This is a genomic window from Paenibacillus sp. FSL H7-0323, from assembly GCF_038002725.1.
Taxonomy (GTDB): domain Bacteria; phylum Bacillota; class Bacilli; order Paenibacillales; family Paenibacillaceae; genus Paenibacillus_AQ; species Paenibacillus_AQ odorifer.
On record NZ_JBBODB010000001.1, the window covers coordinates 4,158,694 to 4,179,248 of the forward strand.

The following is a 20,555-nucleotide window of genomic DNA, read 5'->3' on the forward strand; positions in this document are numbered from 1 at the left end:
GTGATTTGATCAAGCGGAGACGGTCTACTCCCCCACAAATAGAAAAGGCCACATCTGTATAAGATGCGGCCTTAGAGTAGACAAATAGAAATAGAACTCCATTTCCTCCGCTGGCATTATCCAGATCAGGTTTGACGGTCGATAGTTATAACTATCCTCTCAGCCTGGTCCCACCAAGCTCCCGTGACTATATAATTGCTACTTCAAAGTATAACCGAAAAGAGAAAATTATCCAAATCTACTCAAATGTGAGATCAATGTATACGTTAGTTTAACACCAATACCCCAAATCCTTCCAGAAGCACCTCGCCCGACAATGTTGTGCCGCTCAGTAAATCTGTTTTGGTCTCATGAAGATGGATCGTGACAGGAGTCTCACTATAATTAAGCAAAAAAGCATAACTGGAAGAAGCTCCGGTACGGACTTGCAGTTCTACCTCTTCTGGGAGCTCCAGCCAATCTGCTGGTGATTGTAGATCAATTAAATTTATGATCTCAGCCGCTGCCTGTTCATTAAATACGGCTCCGTAATACCAAACCTCACCCTTGCCGCGACGATTTCTAGTTACCGCCGGTTTTCCCGCATAATAATCAGAGGCGTAGACCGCCATCACTTCAACCGAAGCTTCCTCTATTTTGAGAATATCATTAAAGTCATCTGCTCCTGTAACGACTTCGGTCACGCCCGACCAGCTAATTGTTGTTGGCTGACGACTGCCCTTAACCATTGTGAATTCTTCAACTGTGATCCCGCATAGATCCTTAGCAGCACCTGGGAAAGGACGCATATAACATTGTCCGCGCTCATCCTTATAGCCGGTTCTACAGCCGAAGATCAGTTTGCCGCCTTGCTGAACATATTCATCCAGCAGTGCTGCTGTCTCATCTGTCATAATCGCTGGGTGAGGATAGATAAGCACGTCGTACCTTGCAAGCTCCTCCAGCGTTGTTTTTTTGCGTAAATAGAGTACGTCATTCGGGATATGCTTCCGCTGAAGCGCCTTGTACCACTCCTTATTGCTCTTCCACATAAACGGGCCATGCCAAACATCGTATTCTCCATCCCACTCATTGTCATAATCACGAACAATAGCAATGTTAGCCTGATTACGAGTACCGACAAACGCATGACCTGCTGCTGCCAGCTCCTGACCGATCTGCCCCGCTTCCCGCACTCTCCGGTTAGGCTGATTATGATAGTCATTGATTCCATGCCAATAAATTTCATTGCCCATCGTAGCTGTCCGCCAGCGGAAATATAACACCATATCTGCTCCATGAGCGATCGACTGATAGGTCCATAACCGCATCTGCCCGGGCTTTGGAGAAGGCATATCCATCCGGTTCACCCAGCCACCCGGGCCCGACTGCTGCTCCATAATGCAGAAATTCGGGGATATCGAACGAACAACAGATAACGACAGTCCCCAGCCTCTATCATTCAGCGGATTCCGCTCATTCGGGTCATAAAAAATAGTAGAGAACTGAGGATAGGAATCATAGCTGAAGAAATCCAACAGTTCATCCGTCATTTCATGGCTATCGAGATGCCCGAACAGACCGTTCGTGGTTACCCACTGCTTAGGGGCAAGTTTACGGATGATATCCGCTTGGTTTTTGGCAAAAGAATTTGTATTGTCCGAAATAAACCGTTTTTCATCCAATGCCTGATGAGGATTGGGTTGCTTCGGTACTGGAGTCGGACGTGGAAGATAGACCTGAGACCAGTCACTATAGCTTTGATTCCAAAAAACAGCTCCCCAAGCCTCGTTCAAATGCTCAAGTGTAACATATTTCTGCTGTAGCCATTCCCGGAAAGCCTTATGGTCACTCTCCGAATAAAATTCACTGATCTCACAGTTGAGCTCATTATCAATTTGCCAGCCAACTACACCCGGATGATTGCCGTAATGTTCAGCCATTTGTTCTGCAATACGCGCACACAGTTCCCGGTATTTAGGACTGCTGTAATTATAATGACGGCGCATGCCATGCTGAAGTGTAACACCTTCGTAGGTTACATTTAAAACTTCGGGATACTTATCAGTCAACCAAGCTGGAGGCGTCGCCGTCGGAGTACCAAGTACAACCTGAAGACCATATTTATGTGCTAGATCAATCGCCCGATCAAAGAGCCCGAACTGAAACTGCCCTTCTGCCGGTTCAAAAATAGACCAAGCAAACTCCCCCATCCGAATGATCGTAAAGCCGAGTTCACGCATCCGGCGATAATCGTCCTCCCACATGTTTTCTGGCCAGTGCTCCGGATAATAACAGACGCCAAGCTCGAATTTTTCAGTTGCGACAGGTTTCTTCATCATTACCTCCAAAGTATTAAAAATATGCTTTCAATATTATATAATTCTATTGTAGTATCAATGATAAGAGGTCTTATATAACAAAATATTGCTATCATATAACAATCTTGCGTTCATTGCCTTAATCCAACTTGCGCTCTGTTGCGCTACAGAAATGGGTGCTGCCAAACATGAAGAAACAATGGTATTTGCCGACACCGGCTTTTTCAAAATATGTCTGTTATCCTGAATTTTTGGGACATTACACTCACTTTCCACAACATACAGAGAGAAGAAGCGAAGGGTTTCTGGGGAGTTATAACCTGCATTTGATCTTTGGTGGGGAGGGTTATGTATTCCATGAGGGCGAACGTATTCCGATGAGTAGAGGACGAGGTTTTCTGTACCCCAAAGGGGCTTATCAGCAATACGGCTCTGACCCAGGCGAGCCTTGGGATGTCCGCTGGGTTCATTTTAACACTGAAATTGTCCTTCCCTTATTAGAAGAAGTGGACCAGTCTCGTGCATACCTGTTCACTTTTGATTTGGATGCTAAGCTGGACGAGCTATTCGAGGAAATGTACCTACTGAGTGCTTCCTACGTGACCCGTAGCGAGCCAAGACTATCTGCTCTGCTGTATGAGCTTCTAGTAAACTTGCTGCAGAACTCCGAGCCGCTTCACGGCTCAGTACCGCACGAGGTTAGGCAGTCCATCCGCAGTGCTGCAGATATCATTCATGTCGAATGTGCCAGCCCTTGGTCTCTTGAATCGATGGCAAGATTGACCGGTTACAGCAGCTATCATTTTCTAAGGCTGTTCCGGGTGGTTATGGGTAAAACTCCAAACCGTTATTTAACCGATTGTCGGCTGGCTAAAGCCAAGCTTTTACTGGTTTCCACAGGACTCTCCATTGCTCAGGTTGCGACTCAGTCCGGTTTTGCCCAGTCCAGCTATTTCATTAAAGTGTTCAGAAGGTTTGAAGGCATGTCTCCTGTGAAGTACCGGCAGGCTTTTGGGGCGTAGAGGATCTTCCTTCAGTCCGTAGAGATTCAATCTTAGTCTCTTGGATTTATCACCCTTAAAGATCATCCTTAAGAGAAATTTCACTCTCAATATCTAAACTTATTGTTTCGGAATGAAGCTCCCCTTCATTATCATTCCATGTAATAGATAAAGTGGTGTTTTCATAATTTTGTCTATTTTTATTTAATTCGTCATACGAATACGGACCTGTTATAGACGCGATATCAGTGTTACTTAATATTGAAACGGGTCCATCCGTTGACCTAGCTTCATTTACAAGAACTGTTTCATCCTTATTATTATTGTTTTTTTCATTGACTTCATACTTATAATAGCTACTATTCACTAAAGCGCTTGGGTCTCCCTTGAATACTAACTTCCCATGTCCCCGTAAAATTTTATTAGATGAAATTATTATTTTGTAATCTAAAACATCCCATGTATCCCCTGTACCCTTAAGTGTATATACTTGAACACCAGTGTTTAAATTTGTTTCGACCTCTTTATTGAAATATAAATAACTCCATATCGCATTCGAAATAATAACCACAGCTACAAGTACTAGGATTAGTTTTTTCATATCTGCTCCTTTATAAATACTCCCCAGCCATTATTTATATCTTAAATTCCACTCCTTAGACCATTTCGGGAAAGCTTCTCCGGTCAATTCTTCGAGTGTATTCCCATCAATGGTATAAACCCAGCCCATATGTAATTCAGCGAAATCAGGAAAACTATAGCCTCCTATCACTTCATCGTCTGCTTCTTGCAGAAAAATCAGGGTTTGTTTTTTTGTATTATCCTTCTCATTATCTAAGGGGTGGTTTTTAACGATGAACTTACTTGTAGTTATTTCCTTGCCTATATAATCGATTGGATCAACACTTTGAACACTCCAATATTGTATGTATGGCATTTCCGTCAGCAGTTTTTTATCTAATAAATATTCAGAAACAATTCCTTCATTACTAATGATCAGATAGCCCATATCGGTAATAAATTGTTCAGCTTTGCTATATTCTTTTTTTGAATTATCGCTAATTTGCTCCTTACTACATCCAAATAAAAAGATTAAGAATAACGGAACTATGATTGCCCTTAATTTGTTCATAGGTTCCTCTCCTTGGAGTGTTTATTATCTCCTTAATAGTCTCATAGATTAATCTTATTGTATGAATTTAGTATCATCAAACTCTTTAGCGTCTTATAGGCTCTCCATTCCAACCTTGCTGTTTCACCGGGAGGCTCCCATTTTATCTGCCATCCTCCATCATCATCCTGTTGGTATTCTAATACTTTTAAATGATCAAGAATGGTTTCATCAGAAAATATGCTGCTACAGTAAGAAGTGGGTGATGGCGAAAATTCTAGAGGAGAGAGTCCATAACTGTGGGATGCGGCATCCATACAAAAGAAGTTGGCAGTAATAAGCTCCTTAGATAATTTTTGAAATAATCCTTTGATATAATCCGATTGAGGTAGGCTTTCCAATAAATAAAATGCAGTCAAAATTGTATGCGCATCGTCATATGCTTGTGCGTGAATATCTTCCAAACAAATTTCTGTCGCCTTATCAAGCCAGGAATGTTCTATCCCTTGCCACTTAAGAAGCCCGACAAGACTAGTAAGTCTGCTAAATGATGGCTCTGTAGAAAGAGGGTTACTCCAATGTTCTGCTCTTGGATAGTTTGCTGATGAAGGAAATATTGTTGGAATCCCTTTTTTAAAATCAGCATGCTTTGAAATATAATCACATGCTTTTTGAGAAAGTTCTTCGTCTTTTATGTTACAGTCATATAAAAAACGTAGTGCAAATTCCATGAAAAGTGGCTGACTACCGGGTACCCGTAAATCCGGCTCTATTGCATTTCCAAACCCACCATCTTCGTTTTGGTAGGCTGTTAGTGAAGTCATAACATTGCTCATTGATCCACCGTGGAAAATATATTCAAAAACCCTTCTTTCTAATAATCTGCCATGTGTCCAAATGAAATGGGCTGCTTTCTCAAAATCCATCTGTTCCCCTCCTCAAAATTTAGGCTAAGTATTTAAGTATTCAATGACACTTTTAATATAGGATTCAATCGGTTCCTTTGTATTAACAATATGTATTCTGACATTAGATGGCTTTTTAGCATTTTCAATAGTTTTTAGCAATGTCTCTTCAGAAGGCACTCTTTCAATCTGGCTAATGAAGACTTCCCTGATCCGGGGTATCCAGACATCTGAAGAAAAAACAACGAGGGCTACTTCCTTTCAGCATAATCTCAGGTCTTCCACAGACTCTAATGAGCTCATAGCTTGAATTCTATGTCAGCTGATATGTATTCTTCTTCGAAAATCTATTCGAGTATTATCTCTTCTGCTTTATTGTTCCATGTTAGCATTAACTTTATTGTCTGTTTATTTAAATCCAATTCATTTGAAAATTCAGTCATTTTCATTTTCAAACCACCCTCTGTCTCACTCTTACCGAAACCTCCCTTAGTATTAAAATACTCACTTGAATACTCAAATATAAAAATCTTTATGGTAGGTTCAGTCCCTATATAATTGATTTCGTAATTTATCTCACCTGTTGATTCATTATGCTCAATAATTGTTTCCCAATAATCACCTTTTCCGTACTTCTGAACCCAATGGCTATTGCACCCGGTGACTAAAGTTATACATAGAACGAATAGAATAACTAAAGATATCTTTATATGTTTTATTATATTCACCTCTATTCTAACAACAGAATTCCAACTATCTTTTAAGTTCAGGCTATATTTCGACGAGATTCTTATAAGCATTTATCGATTTCCATATAAGCTCCTCATCCTTAATTCCTTCATGGACAAATAACTTTATTGGAAAAAAGATTCCTTCCATAATCGATAATCTAACGTCCTCCACAAATTGTGTGTACGTGTGCTCCTGATTTTATTGTTAATTGAATGAAAATACAGATCAAAAATACGTGTAGTCTCGGCACTTCCATGAAACAAATCGTGGATAATTAGCATAACGAGATCCTCCGTACAAAGCCCAACCTTCACTGCTTCAAGATCAATGATGCACGGCCTTGAACTGCTGAACATCGGATATAATAAATTGCCAACATTTAGATCACCATGGATGCATGTTGTATTTTGATATCTGGAGATACGACTAATATGTTTCTGGGCATTTTCACGCAAGCTAAGTAAACTCTTCTCGTAAATACTAAACTGTTCTTCCCCAAGGTTATAAGTCTGGTGCTTTCTAAAAGCCAGATAATCTCTCTCCAAATACGAAATATGCTTTAAATAATGCCCTATACTTTTCAAATGCTCGGGATGAGCTAACTCGCTTGTCTCCCAAGAAGCAGAATGAAACTGTGCGATCACATCAATAATGTTTGCTAATTTATCAGAATCAATAGGCACTTCCCAGTCTGCTAAATTGTTATGTGTCGGGGTCAGATCTTTCATCAACAATATACCTTCTTGTCCAACTGTATCATATTTATTAAAAAAGACTCTCGGAATAGATACATCCTTGGTAGAGTAATGATTGTAAATAGTATTTTCAAATGGGGTATGATCTGACTTCGTAATTTTCTCTAATAACGACAAAACCTTATTGTCTTTCGTATACACTTCTATTTTATTGAGCGCTGCTCGATTGCGTATTTCTTGTTTTGTTCTTTTAATCTCAAGAATCTCAGGAATACCCTGACCTCTTAATAGCTCTAATAGTTGATCATCGTTTAGTGGCATTTTCATCCTCCAATCTGAATTAGCTCTCGCCTACAGCAGCCATTTGTCTCACTTCCATTTTTCATCATTCATCAGGTTGAACTAACGTGTATAAATTCGCTTCCAACATTCCATCCACCTTCCAAAATATTGAATATTTCGTGCTGAGAATTCAAATAAAAAGACAAATCACATATAAAAAGTGACTTGTCTTCCGGTGCTTCCACATATAAATTTGCTTAAAATGAATTGAACGCTAAATAATACATTTTATTTCCGCCAAAAAGTTGAACAGTCTGCCTTATCCAAAATATTAAACTCGATCATTTTTTCAAGTAATGAGAAATCAACGGGACTTTCCCACCGGATGCGTAACAACTGCTTGGTGTGATCATAACCTGCCTGCACAATTTCATCAGAAAAACGATTAATTCCTGCAATTTCAGGGGCAACCGCCAAATGATGTTTGGATACACTAAAACCAATAATAAAAGTATCGTGATCGGTAAACATAGGCTGATTCCACGCAACTTTTGGCTTTAAATCAGTAAATTTTCCAGCTACCCAAGCTAAAACCTCTTCCATTCTTTCCCGATGTTGCGGGTTATCAATCTGCGCTAAATATTCTGCAAATACTTCCATGTCATTCTCTCCTAATAAAATATTTTCGAATGGTCTAATTGATGTTACGTCATTCCAATTACATTCTCTTAGCATAATAATTAAACAGGAAGATTCCTAAGGAGATTTGAAAAACAAAAACACCACATAACACAGTGACTACAGTTTGATCTACTCCCATTAAACTAAATACAACAGTTAGAGCCATTAGGATGTAAAAGTTAACAATATTAGTTTTCCAACCTGCTTTTTCTCTTATTCTTATTTTCCGTTCATCATTAGCCTCAATTTTACTCATTCTAACTTTCTCATCATTCTTTATTTTGTTCTGGGGCTTATTAAGCCATAACGAATACACCATATTTCCTACTCCAAGCACTGCAAGGACTGAACCCACACCAATGAGCAAACCGGAAATTCCTTTTAGCTTCTCGTCGATTAAAATAAATCCACCCATATAAACCATAATAGCACCTGCAATTGTTAAGAGCACCCATTTACTTGCCGTTTTCATTACCCAGCTCCTCCTCGTAAATGAAAATATCTTCAATACTCATTTCAAAAAACCGCGCAATCTTAAATGCTAGAATAATGGATGGATTATACCGGCCATTTTCAAGTGAACCAATCGTTTGCCTGGATACTTCCAATTTATCCGCTAGTTCTTCTTGTTTAATACCTTTTTCTTTTCTAATCTCTTCAAGCCTGTTTTTCAATATCTTACCTCCTGAAGCAATTATGGAAAGTTAACTTTCCGTAAGAATAACACATTGGATTATACATGTAAAGCTAACTTTCCATCAGCTGAAGTTGATTGCAATTTAACCCGTGATCTTTATAGGTGTAATGATTTAGGGCAAGCCTTGTTGATACTACATCTGTAGAATCGGGCATGAAAAAACGCCACCCGTTAACTCCCTTATAGGAGTACGGGGTGACGTTGAGTGTTTCACGGGCGACAACTTATGAAAGAAAAGTTCAGTTAGCTTAGCCTGCCTCAAGAATATACCTCCGAAAATTTGCCCTTTGAATAAAAAGTCCCGATGATTATTCACATCATCGGGACTAACGTGTCATTGTCAGCAGAAAATAAAATATTAGACTGTCTCTGTTTCATTGAACAAAAGTCTCCTGTTAGCTTAAACGACATTACGCACCGAGTTTAGCCTTGCAGGGGTGTCTGCTGGCGTAGATATGATTTAGAAAGCTGTCGGCAGCTTCTTCGACTATAGATTCAAATTTTTCTCTTACTGACTATGGTTTATTAAATGAGCAATTTCTTTAACTCTCTCCATTGTAATTCCTTCTCTTTGTTCAACTGCAAGTGGATGATTCGTTTGTTCTAATTCTATTAACGGAACAGCACCAACCTCTTGTGTATGCACCATTGTCTTTAACGATAATGTAGTTATTGGATATATTGAAAGTTCAGTCGATAACCAACCAAAATAAGGTTCTTCCGTCTCCCTTCCTTCTACGTGCAATAATTCATTAGACTTCAGAAAGTTTTCTTCACTAAGAGAAACCCACACACTCCATATAAATTTCTCTTTGCTATCGATTATTGGTATTTCAATATGGCCTCTAATAAAGAAATGCTGTTCATCAATTACACAAAAATCTCTAATTAATTCTGTTCTTTTCTCTTCTGGTACAGTGTAAAAATAATATGGTGCTTCACTTCCGTAACATAAAGGAAGTTCACTTAATTCGTTGTTACAGTGAGGGCATTTCATGTTTTCTGCTCCTTATAGTTTCTCGCCGATTTCTTATAACGTCTTATTCGGGAACTTTGTGATAATTACATCTTTTGAGTATTCGCGAAATTACTGAGTTATCCTGCCCCTTTACTTCAATAAAAACGGCAGCTGATCCTCTGATCGGCTGCCTTCTTGTTGCGATTAAACTATCGTGATCCGTTATTTTAATCCTATCAACTCTGAGATAAACATTGGTGTAGCTCCATCCTCTGTATTAAAGCCAAACTTATTATAAAAATCCACTGCATGCGGATAAGAAATTAATACCTTTGTTTTACACCCTTTATATCTATCAAGCATTATATTCATCATTTCCTTACCTATACCTATACTCTGATAACTCGGATTAATAAGCATATAATGAAAATATACCGTTAAAACACCATCTGACAAAGCATTTATTAAACCGACAAGCTTTCCTCCTTCCCAAGCGGTAACAATTGAATGAGACCCTCCGATTGCTTGTAAAAGCTCGTTTGGATACTTGCCAGACTCCCATTCTACCGAAAGAAATAACTCTTGGAGTGCATCCTTAGTGATATCCTCTTTGCTTGAAGCGTAATAAATACTCACCCCTACACCTTCCTTTCATAAAACTAACTACGGCACACATCTGTTTTAAACTCCCATATTTCGATGGTTTTGCAATCCTTACGAAGCCATAAAATAATACCGACAAAGCAATTTCGGATTTATCAAAGTGAATAATCACTTTATTTACCTCAATATACTATAAAAATATGTATAGAAAATGGATTAACTGCAGTGGAATTTGTATTTATTCACATTAGAGAATTCATGAGAATACTTTTTTCACTTAAGCATACTATTCCTAAGACTTATAGCGTTAATCTGCCAGTTAGCTAAATAGATTACATTGAACTATAGGTAAATATTTAGCTAATTGGCGAAGTATAACGTTCTTGTCCTCAGCCTGGGGCAAGAAACGTGCTTCCTTAATCAAAAAAAGCCGCTAAATTAGCGACTTTTAATCAAACAATTTTCTTTTCCTAAACCCTTTCCTTTGTATTTAATCTAACATGTGCGTTTTTTAATGAACAGTTGTATCTGATAATCCCACTGCAATATTCCAGTCACAATAATGTTATGAAGAACAAAATCTGGACACACATCGTATTCCGTCTTTGCCCTTTCAAGTAAATTTTGTAATACAGCATTCTTATTCTCTTCGGTACAGTTTGCACACAGATAGTCCCCTTCTGGTAGCACAGTTAACCCCTCTAAAGACGGATATTTCAAGCAAACAGCAAATAACCGTGTTATTCCTTCAGTCGTGAACATTCCCGCCATATCTTCAAACAGAAATTGTGAATGCAGAGAAGTCTCAATTTGTTGATAGAAATGTCTGTGATAGTCCCATAAATTCTTAAGTGTGGGGCTTTCCATTTTATTCGAAAGCATAATTACCCTTGCCTCTATGTTTCTGACAAAGTAATTTTCACTTTGACTATAACCGTTGTGGAACTTATTTTCATAATGTAGATAGGCACGTTTAATTTTCGATTTTGCATACTGCAGACGAGCAATTTTATCGTCTGCTCTTTTTTCTGCCTGTTTTAGAAATTCAATTACTTTAGAGAGATCATTCTGCTGCAATATATCTTTAATATCCATTAAAGTAAGATCCATTGCTTTGAGCAGTTCAATGGTTTGCAGCTTTACGAGCTCCTGCTCGGAATAGTATCGATATCCCGACAATTCATCTTTATGGCATGGCTTGACTAATCCAATACGATCATAGTGCCGCAAGGTCTCACTGGTCGTCTCTACGATTTCTGCTGCTTGCTTAATTGTAAAATAGTTGTTCATATCTACCCTCTTGACCTTTTTGTAACACAAAAGTTTATGATGATTAAAACATATGCGACTGATAAACGCAACGAAATACAAAAATGATCCGATCCAACTCTTGCAACATATCTGGGTAGACTTTTCAAGATCATTATGTTCAACTCTAACGTTTAATTGCATATCGCAATTTTTTTTGCAGAGCAGCTTAGGATTGGTATTCGTAGGACTGTCTATATTAAAAAGAAAAATGATTTAACAAAGGAGCATTTTATAATGAAAAGTACTGCAAAAAAATTACTAACTACTATAGGCATATTGGTGACACTATTGATAGCATTGGCAGGATGCTCCTCCCACTCCACTTCCATGGAAGAAAAAAATTACATCATCCCTGCCCAAAAGATTGATACCTTAACAATTGATGTAAAGGACAAAAAAATAACTATCCTCCAATCTAAAGATGAACAAATTCATATTGTTTACTATGAAAGTGAGAAAGATTTTTACAAGATTGATCTATCTGACGATAAAGAACTGTCAATGGTAAGTGACAGTAATAAGGAATGGAACGACTATATCGGAGGAAAAGGTTCGCAAGTAACCAGAACTATTCAGGTATCGATACCTGATGTAACTTTAAAAAATTTGACTTTAAAAACATCAAATGAAAATATTGTATTACCAACAATCGCGTTTTTAGGGACAGTGGAAGTAAACATAAATAACGGAAATATCCAACTGGACAAATTGAATGCAGGGACGGCTATAACCCTTGAAACAAAAAACGGAAATATTAGCGGTTCTATTCTAGGGTCATATGATGATTTCGCGATCTTAAGCAAGGTAAAGAAAGGAGATAGCAATTTGCCTGCCAATAAAGAGAATGGCTCAAAAAAATTATCTGCTTATACAAATAACGGCGATATTAACTTACAATTTTCTGAGTAGCCAGTAGTTAAATATTAGCTCGTATGAAGTCCGATACAATATTGAAAGGGATAACCCCTGTTTCACTTTTGAAACTTCTGGTCCTACCTCTTCGACTATTCCACCGGCCTATAACCGATAAAATATCCGTCTTGTAATGGAAAATCACCTTGATAAAGTTGTTGATCCGACCCGTAAATCGATTATCTAATGATGTACCCGAAGGCCAAAATATATAAGCTTGATAGTGAATTCCATCAAAATAAGGTATAAGCCGCATTACAGCGGCTTATACCTTCATGATTTTGTTTGACTGTTTTGAACCATCCTTTGGAACTCAATGTATCCGATGCATATAAAAAGTACTACTATCGATATAAATAATATAATACCGTATATTGGATATTCAAACTATCCTGCCAGTTAGCTTAATGAAGCCTCGTCAGTCTAATCGGGTTTTCATCTGTTTCATTTAAGGTTTCATTTAAGATCAACGAATTGGGATACGATTTAAGAAATGTTGATTCATCTACTTTTAAAAAAAACTCGCCTTCAAAAATTAGTTGATTCGTATTAGGCCCGATTTGATCTAAATTTCTTGCTATCTCCGATTCCTTAAAGATACTTTGTTTATCTGCTCGCAAGAACATGCCATGAGGTGTATATAGTTGACTATAATACCCTTTTGCGATTTTTGATTCTACGGATTCTACGTTTTTTACTGATTCTACGGATTCTACGGATTTTACGTTATTTGTTGAAAAATTAGTGTTAACAGGATTTTCAACCGTCTTATTTACGGTTTCCATTTCTGGATAGGTGTCTGCTTTTGAATTTGATATTAATGCCACTCCTGAAATAATAGTCACTGCAAAGGCTATTAAATATATTTTTTTAAACATATTATCCCGCCCTTTCTATACCAATAAATTATTTCCTACTTTAAAACATTATATTCACTTAAATGTTGAACGAATGGATAAGGTCCGTAAAGGAAAATATTAAACTATAAAATGTATTATTTTCCTTATTTTATTATACTACCTTTTAAAGTGCATGTGAACATCAGTTTACTATAATATTAATTTCCTTACGCAATAATCTCCAATTCTCCTCTACGTAATATTATGTTCTAATAAGTCTTTTAATGTGTAGTCTACATGGACACAGATCAATCCACTACCACTTACAAAGAGTAGCCGAAGTATGGTGAAATTATTGAAGAACAGGTGCTTCGGTATCCTGTCCTTTGTTAAACTATTCTCCCTCTATGAGGAATCACTTTTCTCTTGAATGCTCGTAATATCTTAGGTTTCTGATTTTATTCGTTCAGTGCAGACGACTTCATAGTGGAATCAAGTTGAAATCGAAGAAAATGTTGGGATGAGGAAAAGCGCAAAAGAACATTTTCTTAACCACACCCTGAAGAAAGTGGTTATCTAGGAAAAGTATGGTTGCACTTATGGACCTCCACATTCCTCATGGAGGTCAACCCTCCCAAGTCTCACAGCCTAGCTCCCACATTCCTTCATTCAACCTGTCCATGAGGTGGAGGTCAGATATGCTGCCTGACAGGATCTTCGTCCGTATGATAGTTTCGTTCCGACTCATCCGTGCTTCAGTTGTCTGTATCTCACTGTTTTGGTTCGAACGCTAATGAACTACTGTTTCGTTATGCTGCCGTACTTAAAACATTGAATTGAGGGATATCCTCCCGTTAGTTTAATAAAAAGAACGCTCCCGCGCCTTCGCTTGGGCTGCGTCCTCCTCATTATATTCCATTTCCAATTACCTATTAAAGAACGTACGCGGGTAGCACACCATCAACATATTAACAAAATTAAATATCCTCGTCGAATAACCAGTTTAAATCAACATTAATTTCTTTCCTTAATTCTTTTAGAGTTTCGGCAGAGGGTTTAGTCTTTCCCTGCTCAATTTCACTAAGTCGGCCTTGTGAGATCATCTTCCCCCATATAAAAAAAAAGATAAAGCCGCCCTGTATTTTCAGGACGGCTCTAGATGTCAGTGTTGCTGTTCCATACTCATTTTTTTCTTAAGCTTTTCAAAACACAACTTTATTGCAATTTTGTTACTCAAAACAATACTTTAATGTTCAGAACAACACATTAATGTAATTAGTCAAACAACTGTACTTTCACATCACCAATTCTACTCCACAGTAACACTCTTCGCCAAGTTACGTGGTTTATCTACATCATGACCCAGCGCAAGAGAAGCATAATAGGACAATAATTGCAGAGGCACTACGGACAAAGCTGCTGTCAGCATTGGAAGTGTTTTAGGAATCACGAACACTTGATCAACTGATCTAAGCAGGTCAGTTAAATGCTCTTGGTGAGTGATTGCCAGCACGTCTGCGCCGCGAGCTTTCACTTCTTTGATGTTGCTGACGGTCTTCTCAAGTACAGCTTCCTGAGTTGCCAGGGCAATAACTGGAACGCCTTCTTCGATCAGAGCCAATGTACCGTGTTTCAATTCCCCTGCAGCATAAGCTTCGGAGTGAATATAAGAAATTTCTTTCAGCTTCAAGGATCCTTCTTGAGCAACAGCGTAGTCTACGCCGCGGCCGATGAAGAACAAGTTTTTGTGCTCAGAAATTTGTTCAGCATAACCTTTGATCGCTTCTTTTTGAGCTAGGATCTCTTCCACTTGCTCTGGCAGAGATTGCATAGCTGCAAGAATCTTAGTAACTTGTGCTTCGGTTTGTGTACCACGAACTTCAGCCAAGTAAAGAGCAAACAATCCAAATGCGATCAATTGTGAAGTGTAAGCTTTGGTCGAAGCTACTGCAATTTCTGGACCTGCCAAGGTTACCAACACATCATTTGCTTCGCGAGCGATAGAACTGCCCACAACGTTAGTGATCGCCAATACATGTGCCCCGTTAGCTTGTGCTTCACGCAGAGCTGCCAAAGTATCTGCAGTCTCACCGGATTGGCTGACTACGATAACCAAAGTTTCTGGAGTCACGATTGGTGAACGGTAACGATATTCCGAAGCGATATCATTCTCAACCGGAATACGAACCAAAGATTCGATCATAGTACGTCCTACCACACCAGCGTTGTATGCCGTTCCGCAAGCAACGACTTGAATGTTACGAATGTTCTTGATTTGTTCTTCAGTCATGTTCAGTTCAGGCAATACAACCTTGTTACCTTCGGCATTGATACGACCACGCATGGTGTCGCGGTAAGCCTTAGGTTGCTCGTGTATTTCTTTCAGCATGAAATGCTCGTAGCCGCCTTTTTCTGCGGTAACTGCATCCCAATCGACAGTAATCATTTCCCGAGAAATAAAATTGCCTTCAATCGTCATCAATTCGACAGCATCTCTTGTCAGCACAGCCATTTCGCCGTCGTTCAAAATATATACGTTACGGGTATATTCAAGCAGTGCCGGAATATCTGACCCGATAAAGTTTTCTCCTTCGCCAAGACCGATAATGAGCGGGCTAGCTTGACGCACAGCCACCAGTTTATCTGGTTCATATTCAGTCAGGACGCCTAATGCAAACGCACCGCGCATGAACGTAATCGCTTTTTGTACAGCCTTCACGATATCTCCGTCATATTCGCGAGCAATCAGATGTGAAATAACTTCTGTATCGGTTTCAGAGACAAAGTGGCATCCGCCAGCGATCAGCTCTTCTTTCAGATCCAGATAGTTTTCGACAATACCGTTGTGAACTACCGAGAACTTCATGCTGTTATCCGTATGTGGATGTGAATTCTCATCGGATGGTTTACCGTGAGTCGCCCAGCGTGTGTGTCCGATACCTGCGCTACCTGCCAGCGGGCTGTCTTCGAGCTTCGACTGCAGATTCGCCAAACGGCCTTGAGCTTTCACTACTTGCAGTCCTTCTTGGGTGAATACAGCAATACCAGCGGAATCATATCCACGATATTCCAATTTCTTCAAACCCTCAACCAAGATCCCCTGCGAATTCTGATTACCAATATATCCTACAATACCACACATTATAATTTCCCCCGTCCGAGTTATCGTAATGTGGCGGCATAAGGAAAGAAACGTGCCGTGCGGCATGTTTTTGAGAAAAAGCAAATATTCTGTTGTATTTTAGGATCAACAAAATAAACTGTCACTTACATTCTAATGTTCATGAAATGCACAGCCTTCTCCTCTGCCGTGGCAGAAATAACGTGTTTCCTTCTGATGCGCGCACACATGAATAATATAATTTGTTGCACCCATGAAAACGTTGTGTGAAAGGTCGCCCTTTCATTTTCCGTATCCATTTACGGCTCTGGTGTATCACCGGGAGGTCCCCGCCGAACATTTCGAACACCTCCACCTCGTCAGCTTACGTCTGCCGTGATCCGTTCAAGCCATAGCCTACATAACAAGTAAGCAGCTTTCCCTTCTCCCCCGCGCTAGACCAAGCTCTGGCGCTTGCTATTGCTAACCTCACAATCCCCGCTTTCCTTCTAGAATGACACTTAATCTATTATATGCACCTTGTTGTACTTTGGCAATGGCGCATCAACCTAAATTTTACAAAAGCAGTTCAAACGATCCAATCCTAAAATAAAATAACACTGGTGCAACGAGTCCGAATCGCTCTCGCTCACTGCACCAGCCTTATAGTTAAGGTAATGGATTATACCAATTCGCGTTGAACTACTTCCACAATTTGATTCACATAAAGATCTAGATCTGACTTATCTGGTCCCTCTGCCATAACGCGGATTAGAGATTCCGTACCTGACGGACGTACAAGCACACGGCCATTGTCACCTAGCTTACCTTCAACTTCAGCGATAGCCGCTTCTATAGCCGGGTTATTAGGGTAATTAGTCTTATCCTGTACACGAACATTAACCAGCACCTGCGGGTATTTAGTCATCATACTCTTAACTTCGCTAAGCTGTTTGCCTGTAGCCTTAAGCGTATCTACCAGCTGAATAGCTGTAAGAATACCATCACCAGTTGTATTGTAATCCAGGAAAATAACATGTCCAGACTGTTCTCCGCCTAGATTAAAGCCCCCACGACGCATTTCTTCCATAACATAACGATCCCCTACAGCTGTCTTAGCAGTATTCAGGGATAATTTCTCGGTAGCTTTATAGAATCCGATGTTACTCATAACAGTTGATACAATCGTGCTATCCTTCAGCTTACCTGCACGGTTCATGGCATCACCACAAATACAAAGGATAAAGTCGCCATCGACTTCATCACCGTTATTATCAATAGCGATCAGGCGGTCAGCATCTCCGTCAAAAGCAAGTCCCAGATCGGCTCCATGACGCAAGACTTCTTCACGCAAAGTCTCTGGATGTGTCGAACCAAATCCATCATTAATATTCAATCCATCTGGCTCAGCCCCGATAGAAATAACCTCAGCGCCAAGCTCTCTGAACAGTCTTGGAGCAAGCTCATACGCTGCGCCATGCGCACAGTCCAGTACAACCTTGATTCCCTTAAAGTCCTGAGAAATGGTAGTTTTCAAATACTCCAGATAAAGATACTTAGCATCATTATCTACGGTAACCATACCTAAACCCGAACCGATAGGACGTGGCAATTCATCTACCTCAGCATCCATAAGCTCTTCAATGCGCAGTTCAGTTTCATCTGTAAGCTTGAAGCCATCCCCACCAAAGAACTTAATGCCGTTATCCTCTACAGGATTGTGAGAAGCTGAAATCATGACGCCTGCGTCTGCTTTTAACAATCTCGTAATATAAGCAACAGCAGGGGTACTCACTACGCCTATACGGATTACATCGGCTCCAATAGACAATAAGCCCGCTATCAGTGCGGATTCCAATAAAGGACCGGAAATACGTGTATCCATTCCGATAACAACCTTCGGTTTATCCAAGTTACCCGCTAGTACATATCCTCCACAACGGCCAATACTATAAGCCATTTCTGCAGTCAATTCACGGTTTGCTACTCCCCGCACACCGTCAGTTCCAAAATACTTCCCCATTATTTTTCTCCTTTGAATACGCTACGTTAGCTTAATGTACTATCATATGAATTGCATACTATTTTGGTGTACCTCTGGGCTCAAAAGATTACGTCCCGCCTGTACCTACAGGATTCTCGGAATTCGTACTTGTGTTAGCTGTGCCGTTATTCTCCGGATTGCTATCCGTCGGGACAGGCGTTGGTGTTGCTCCACCAGCCTCTCCACTATGCGTGGGCTTCTCCGTAGGTTCCACATCGCCTATAACAGGTTCAGAACTCGGTTCAGGAGTAGTTACACCCCCCGTATCTGGATGAGGCGTAGGGACTGGTGCTGCAGGCGATAGCAGCTGCACGGTCACAGTAAGTGGCACCCCTGCATTGGCTAATGCGATGAACTTGGGTAATGATACCCGCAAAGAAACCTCGTGAGTTCCAGCTGAAAGTCCGCTAACATCAGCCACAACCCCTATATTTTTCTTATCAAGTTGATCAAGTAAAGCAGGTGCACCCTTTAAGGTAAGCGCAATTTCCTTGCTTGAAGGATTAACAATACTTCCTTCCAAATCATCCCCCACGCCTTGGAGCTTGATGGGTACCGCCTCAATCGTCCGCTCAGCAATTTCTGAGATGGTTAATGAAACATTCACAGCTTCTGGCATAACTTTCTCCGTTCCAGCCGGTGCCTTCAGATCCACCTTTACTTGTTTCGTCCCCGCAGAATCTATTGCACTAAGGTCGACTGTAGCTTCATAAGCAGATAAAGCTTTTAAAGCCTCTGCTTGTCCATACACTACGACCGTTTCCTGCTCAGGAGTCACTTTGGATAATACGAGTGAATCTGGAAGTTGCCCAGTAAAGCCAATCTCCAGCGGCACACTCTTAAAAGGTAAGGTAATCGGCAATTCCACAGATACAGTAGAAGGCTCAATTACAGCATTTTTAATTTCATTTCCATTATTATCATAAGCGTGTAGCTTCAGTTTTTTTTCTACAAAGGTTTCGTTCTCACCGTTAAGCTCAATAGTCCCTTGTATCTTGGCTACCTTGCTTAGTTCATTATCCGCAAGTGTCACTTTTACAGTATCTGTAGGCTGCAAGACAGGCGTGCCTATTTGATAGCCCGCTGCAGGTTTTCCCTTTGTAACCAATGTTATGGGAAAAGACTTCGTGTTTCTCGGTTCTACATGTACAGTAACCTCTTTAGGATTCATTCTTACTAGAGATACACCTTTGGGTAGTTTATAGTAAAGTGGCAACGTGGTGTCCCCAGGTTCAACCTTACTCAGATCAAGCATCACTTTATAGTCATCCGAGAACTGAAAGGAGATATCGGAATTTTTACCCGCTACCTCCAGACTGACACTATCGACAGCCAAGGGTTCAAGGACATATTTGTCCTCGTCAAGGCCGGTCACTTCAATCTTCACATTCTCAATAGTTTTTGTTTTAATATCCACTGTTGTCTGTCCAGAAGGCGCAGTATCGACATGAACCATCGTAAACAAAATGATCCCAAACACAAGGGCCAGAATCTTATTGAAATTGTTATTATTCATCCACTTATCCATGATTCTTGTCCCCCTTCCGTTTCCAGAAAGTTGAACCCTTCTCCTTCAGCGATGAACTTACACTAAGCTCTTGATGGAGCTTCGATATCATGGATTCTTCCTTAATGTCTCTAACGATCTGGCCATTGATGGCAAGGGAAATCTGCCCTGTCTCCTCCGAGACAATGACAGACACCGAGTCCGCAACCTCACTTATTCCTATAGCAGCCCGATGCCGGGTTCCCAGTTCTTTGCTGATAAAAGGATTCTCGGACAAAGGCAAGTAACAAGCAGCCGCAGCAATCTGATTTCCCTGCATAATAAGGGCTCCGTCATGCAAAGGTGTATTGGGAATGAAGATGTTAATAAGCAATTCGGAGCTGACCAGGGAACGCATGGGTATACCTGACTCTGTATATTCGTTTAGCCCCGTCTCCCGCTCAAAAACGATTAACGCCCCTATTTTTCTGCGAGATAAATAATTCACGGCTTTAATCACTTCGCCGATTAACTTACTGATCTCTTCGTCACTTTCTCCAGCCCGTCCGAAAAATCTGCCCCGTCCAAGCTGCTCCAGTCCCCTTCGTAGTTCCGGCTGAAAAATGATAAAGACAGCTAGGACCCCGAAAGTAAACATTTGATTCATTAGCCATTTAAGTGTATACAAGTCCAAGATTGTGCTTACCGCCCAAATCAAGACCAGAACCAGTATCCCTTTTAAAAGCTGAATCGCCCGCGTCCCGCGTACCATATTAAGCACTTTATAAATAATGTAACTGACGATTAGGATATCAATTATATCTTTAATGGAATCTTTCCATGTTAGCTCAGTAAAATAACTCATTGCCTAAAACCCCCGTCATTTCAAATTAGCTGG

Annotated in this window: 20 protein-coding genes and 1 riboswitch; of the genes, 2 read left to right on the forward strand and 18 right to left on the reverse strand. The window is 40.1% G+C overall.

Annotated features, from left to right (window positions below; all coding sequences use genetic code 11):
* Positions 1 to 85 precede the first annotated feature (85 nt).
* A riboswitch (TPP riboswitch) is annotated at positions 86 to 195 on the reverse strand.
* Positions 196 to 266: 71 nt separating this feature from the next.
* The gene (locus MHH89_RS18770) at positions 267 to 2,318 is read right to left on the reverse strand and encodes a beta-galactosidase (protein ID WP_076310320.1); all 2,052 of its coding nucleotides are present in this window, start codon (positions 2,316 to 2,318) and stop codon (positions 267 to 269) included.
* Positions 2,319 to 2,488: 170 nt separating this feature from the next.
* Here MHH89_RS18770 and MHH89_RS18775 point away from each other — a divergent pair, with 170 nt between their 5' ends.
* Entirely contained in the window at positions 2,489 to 3,322 is an 834-nt protein-coding gene (locus MHH89_RS18775; protein WP_076208631.1) for a helix-turn-helix transcriptional regulator, read from the forward strand.
* Positions 3,323 to 3,377: 55 nt separating this feature from the next.
* On the opposite strand, the gene MHH89_RS18780 is transcribed toward MHH89_RS18775, so the two are convergent.
* The 11 genes from MHH89_RS18780 to MHH89_RS18830 all read right to left on the reverse strand — a co-directional run bounded on the left by MHH89_RS18780 (position 3,378) and on the right by MHH89_RS18830 (position 11,255).
* Positions 3,378 to 3,902, reverse strand: a complete 525-nt coding sequence (locus tag MHH89_RS18780) for a hypothetical protein (RefSeq protein ID WP_076310319.1) — start codon at positions 3,900 to 3,902, stop codon at positions 3,378 to 3,380.
* 30 nt (positions 3,903 to 3,932) lie between these two features.
* Positions 3,933 to 4,433: a hypothetical protein gene (locus MHH89_RS18785; protein ID WP_076309000.1), complete on the reverse strand. Its 501-nt coding sequence runs from the start codon at positions 4,431 to 4,433 to the stop codon at positions 3,933 to 3,935.
* A gap of 41 nt (positions 4,434 to 4,474) precedes the next feature.
* A complete protein-coding gene (locus tag MHH89_RS18790; protein ID WP_341087843.1) occupies positions 4,475 to 5,338 on the reverse strand; it encodes a hypothetical protein in 864 nt (287 codons plus the stop codon).
* Between the two features lie 326 nt (positions 5,339 to 5,664).
* Positions 5,665 to 6,117, reverse strand: a complete 453-nt coding sequence (locus MHH89_RS18795; RefSeq protein ID WP_076221194.1) for a hypothetical protein — start codon at positions 6,115 to 6,117, stop codon at positions 5,665 to 5,667.
* Between the two features lie 54 nt (positions 6,118 to 6,171).
* Entirely contained in the window at positions 6,172 to 7,065 is an 894-nt protein-coding gene (locus tag MHH89_RS18800) for a phosphotransferase (protein ID WP_341087846.1), read from the reverse strand.
* 249 nt (positions 7,066 to 7,314) lie between these two features.
* Complete coding sequence (locus MHH89_RS18805) at positions 7,315 to 7,686, reverse strand: iron chaperone (protein ID WP_076138373.1); 372 nt, start codon at positions 7,684 to 7,686, stop codon at positions 7,315 to 7,317.
* A 58-nt stretch (positions 7,687 to 7,744) separates the two neighbouring features.
* On the reverse strand, positions 7,745 to 8,179 hold the full coding sequence (locus MHH89_RS18810; protein ID WP_076304931.1) for a hypothetical protein: 435 nt from the start codon (positions 8,177 to 8,179) through the stop codon (positions 7,745 to 7,747).
* Positions 8,163 to 8,381: a helix-turn-helix transcriptional regulator gene (locus MHH89_RS18815; RefSeq protein WP_036681352.1), complete on the reverse strand. Its 219-nt coding sequence runs from the start codon at positions 8,379 to 8,381 to the stop codon at positions 8,163 to 8,165. The genes MHH89_RS18810 and MHH89_RS18815 overlap by 17 nt, the downstream gene beginning before the upstream one ends.
* 531 nt (positions 8,382 to 8,912) lie before the next feature.
* A complete protein-coding gene (locus MHH89_RS18820; protein ID WP_076208636.1) occupies positions 8,913 to 9,401 on the reverse strand; it encodes a DUF2199 domain-containing protein in 489 nt (162 codons plus the stop codon).
* Positions 9,402 to 9,584: 183 nt separating this feature from the next.
* Complete coding sequence (locus MHH89_RS18825) at positions 9,585 to 9,998, reverse strand: GNAT family N-acetyltransferase (protein ID WP_076310317.1); 414 nt, start codon at positions 9,996 to 9,998, stop codon at positions 9,585 to 9,587.
* Positions 9,999 to 10,460: 462 nt separating this feature from the next.
* A complete protein-coding gene (locus MHH89_RS18830; protein WP_076310316.1) occupies positions 10,461 to 11,255 on the reverse strand; it encodes a MerR family transcriptional regulator in 795 nt (264 codons plus the stop codon).
* A 255-nt stretch (positions 11,256 to 11,510) separates the two neighbouring features.
* Between MHH89_RS18830 and MHH89_RS18835 the strand changes: the two genes are divergently transcribed.
* Positions 11,511 to 12,185, forward strand: a complete 675-nt coding sequence (locus tag MHH89_RS18835; protein WP_076310315.1) for a DUF4097 family beta strand repeat-containing protein — start codon at positions 11,511 to 11,513, stop codon at positions 12,183 to 12,185.
* A gap of 407 nt (positions 12,186 to 12,592) precedes the next feature.
* Here the strand turns inward: MHH89_RS18835 and MHH89_RS18845 are convergent, their stop codons facing one another.
* The 6 genes from MHH89_RS18845 to cdaA form a co-directional block, all read right to left on the reverse strand.
* Positions 12,593 to 13,066, reverse strand: coding sequence for a hypothetical protein (locus tag MHH89_RS18845; protein ID WP_076219059.1), 474 nt, complete (start codon positions 13,064 to 13,066; stop codon positions 12,593 to 12,595).
* A 938-nt stretch (positions 13,067 to 14,004) separates the two neighbouring features.
* On the reverse strand, positions 14,005 to 14,130 hold the full coding sequence (locus MHH89_RS31350; RefSeq protein ID WP_081383471.1) for a helix-turn-helix domain-containing protein: 126 nt from the start codon (positions 14,128 to 14,130) through the stop codon (positions 14,005 to 14,007).
* A gap of 206 nt (positions 14,131 to 14,336) precedes the next feature.
* On the reverse strand, positions 14,337 to 16,169 hold the full coding sequence (gene glmS / locus MHH89_RS18850; protein ID WP_076129781.1) for a glutamine--fructose-6-phosphate transaminase (isomerizing): 1,833 nt from the start codon (positions 16,167 to 16,169) through the stop codon (positions 14,337 to 14,339).
* 640 nt (positions 16,170 to 16,809) lie between these two features.
* The gene (glmM, locus tag MHH89_RS18855; protein WP_076129780.1) at positions 16,810 to 18,150 is read right to left on the reverse strand and encodes a phosphoglucosamine mutase; all 1,341 of its coding nucleotides are present in this window, start codon (positions 18,148 to 18,150) and stop codon (positions 16,810 to 16,812) included.
* Positions 18,151 to 18,238: 88 nt separating this feature from the next.
* Positions 18,239 to 19,699, reverse strand: a complete 1,461-nt coding sequence (locus tag MHH89_RS18860) for a CdaR family protein (protein WP_081386458.1) — start codon at positions 19,697 to 19,699, stop codon at positions 18,239 to 18,241.
* Complete coding sequence (cdaA, locus tag MHH89_RS18865; protein WP_036681290.1) at positions 19,692 to 20,522, reverse strand: diadenylate cyclase CdaA; 831 nt, start codon at positions 20,520 to 20,522, stop codon at positions 19,692 to 19,694. Before cdaA ends, MHH89_RS18860 begins: the two co-directional genes overlap by 8 nt.
* Positions 20,523 to 20,555: the final 33 nt, after the last annotated feature.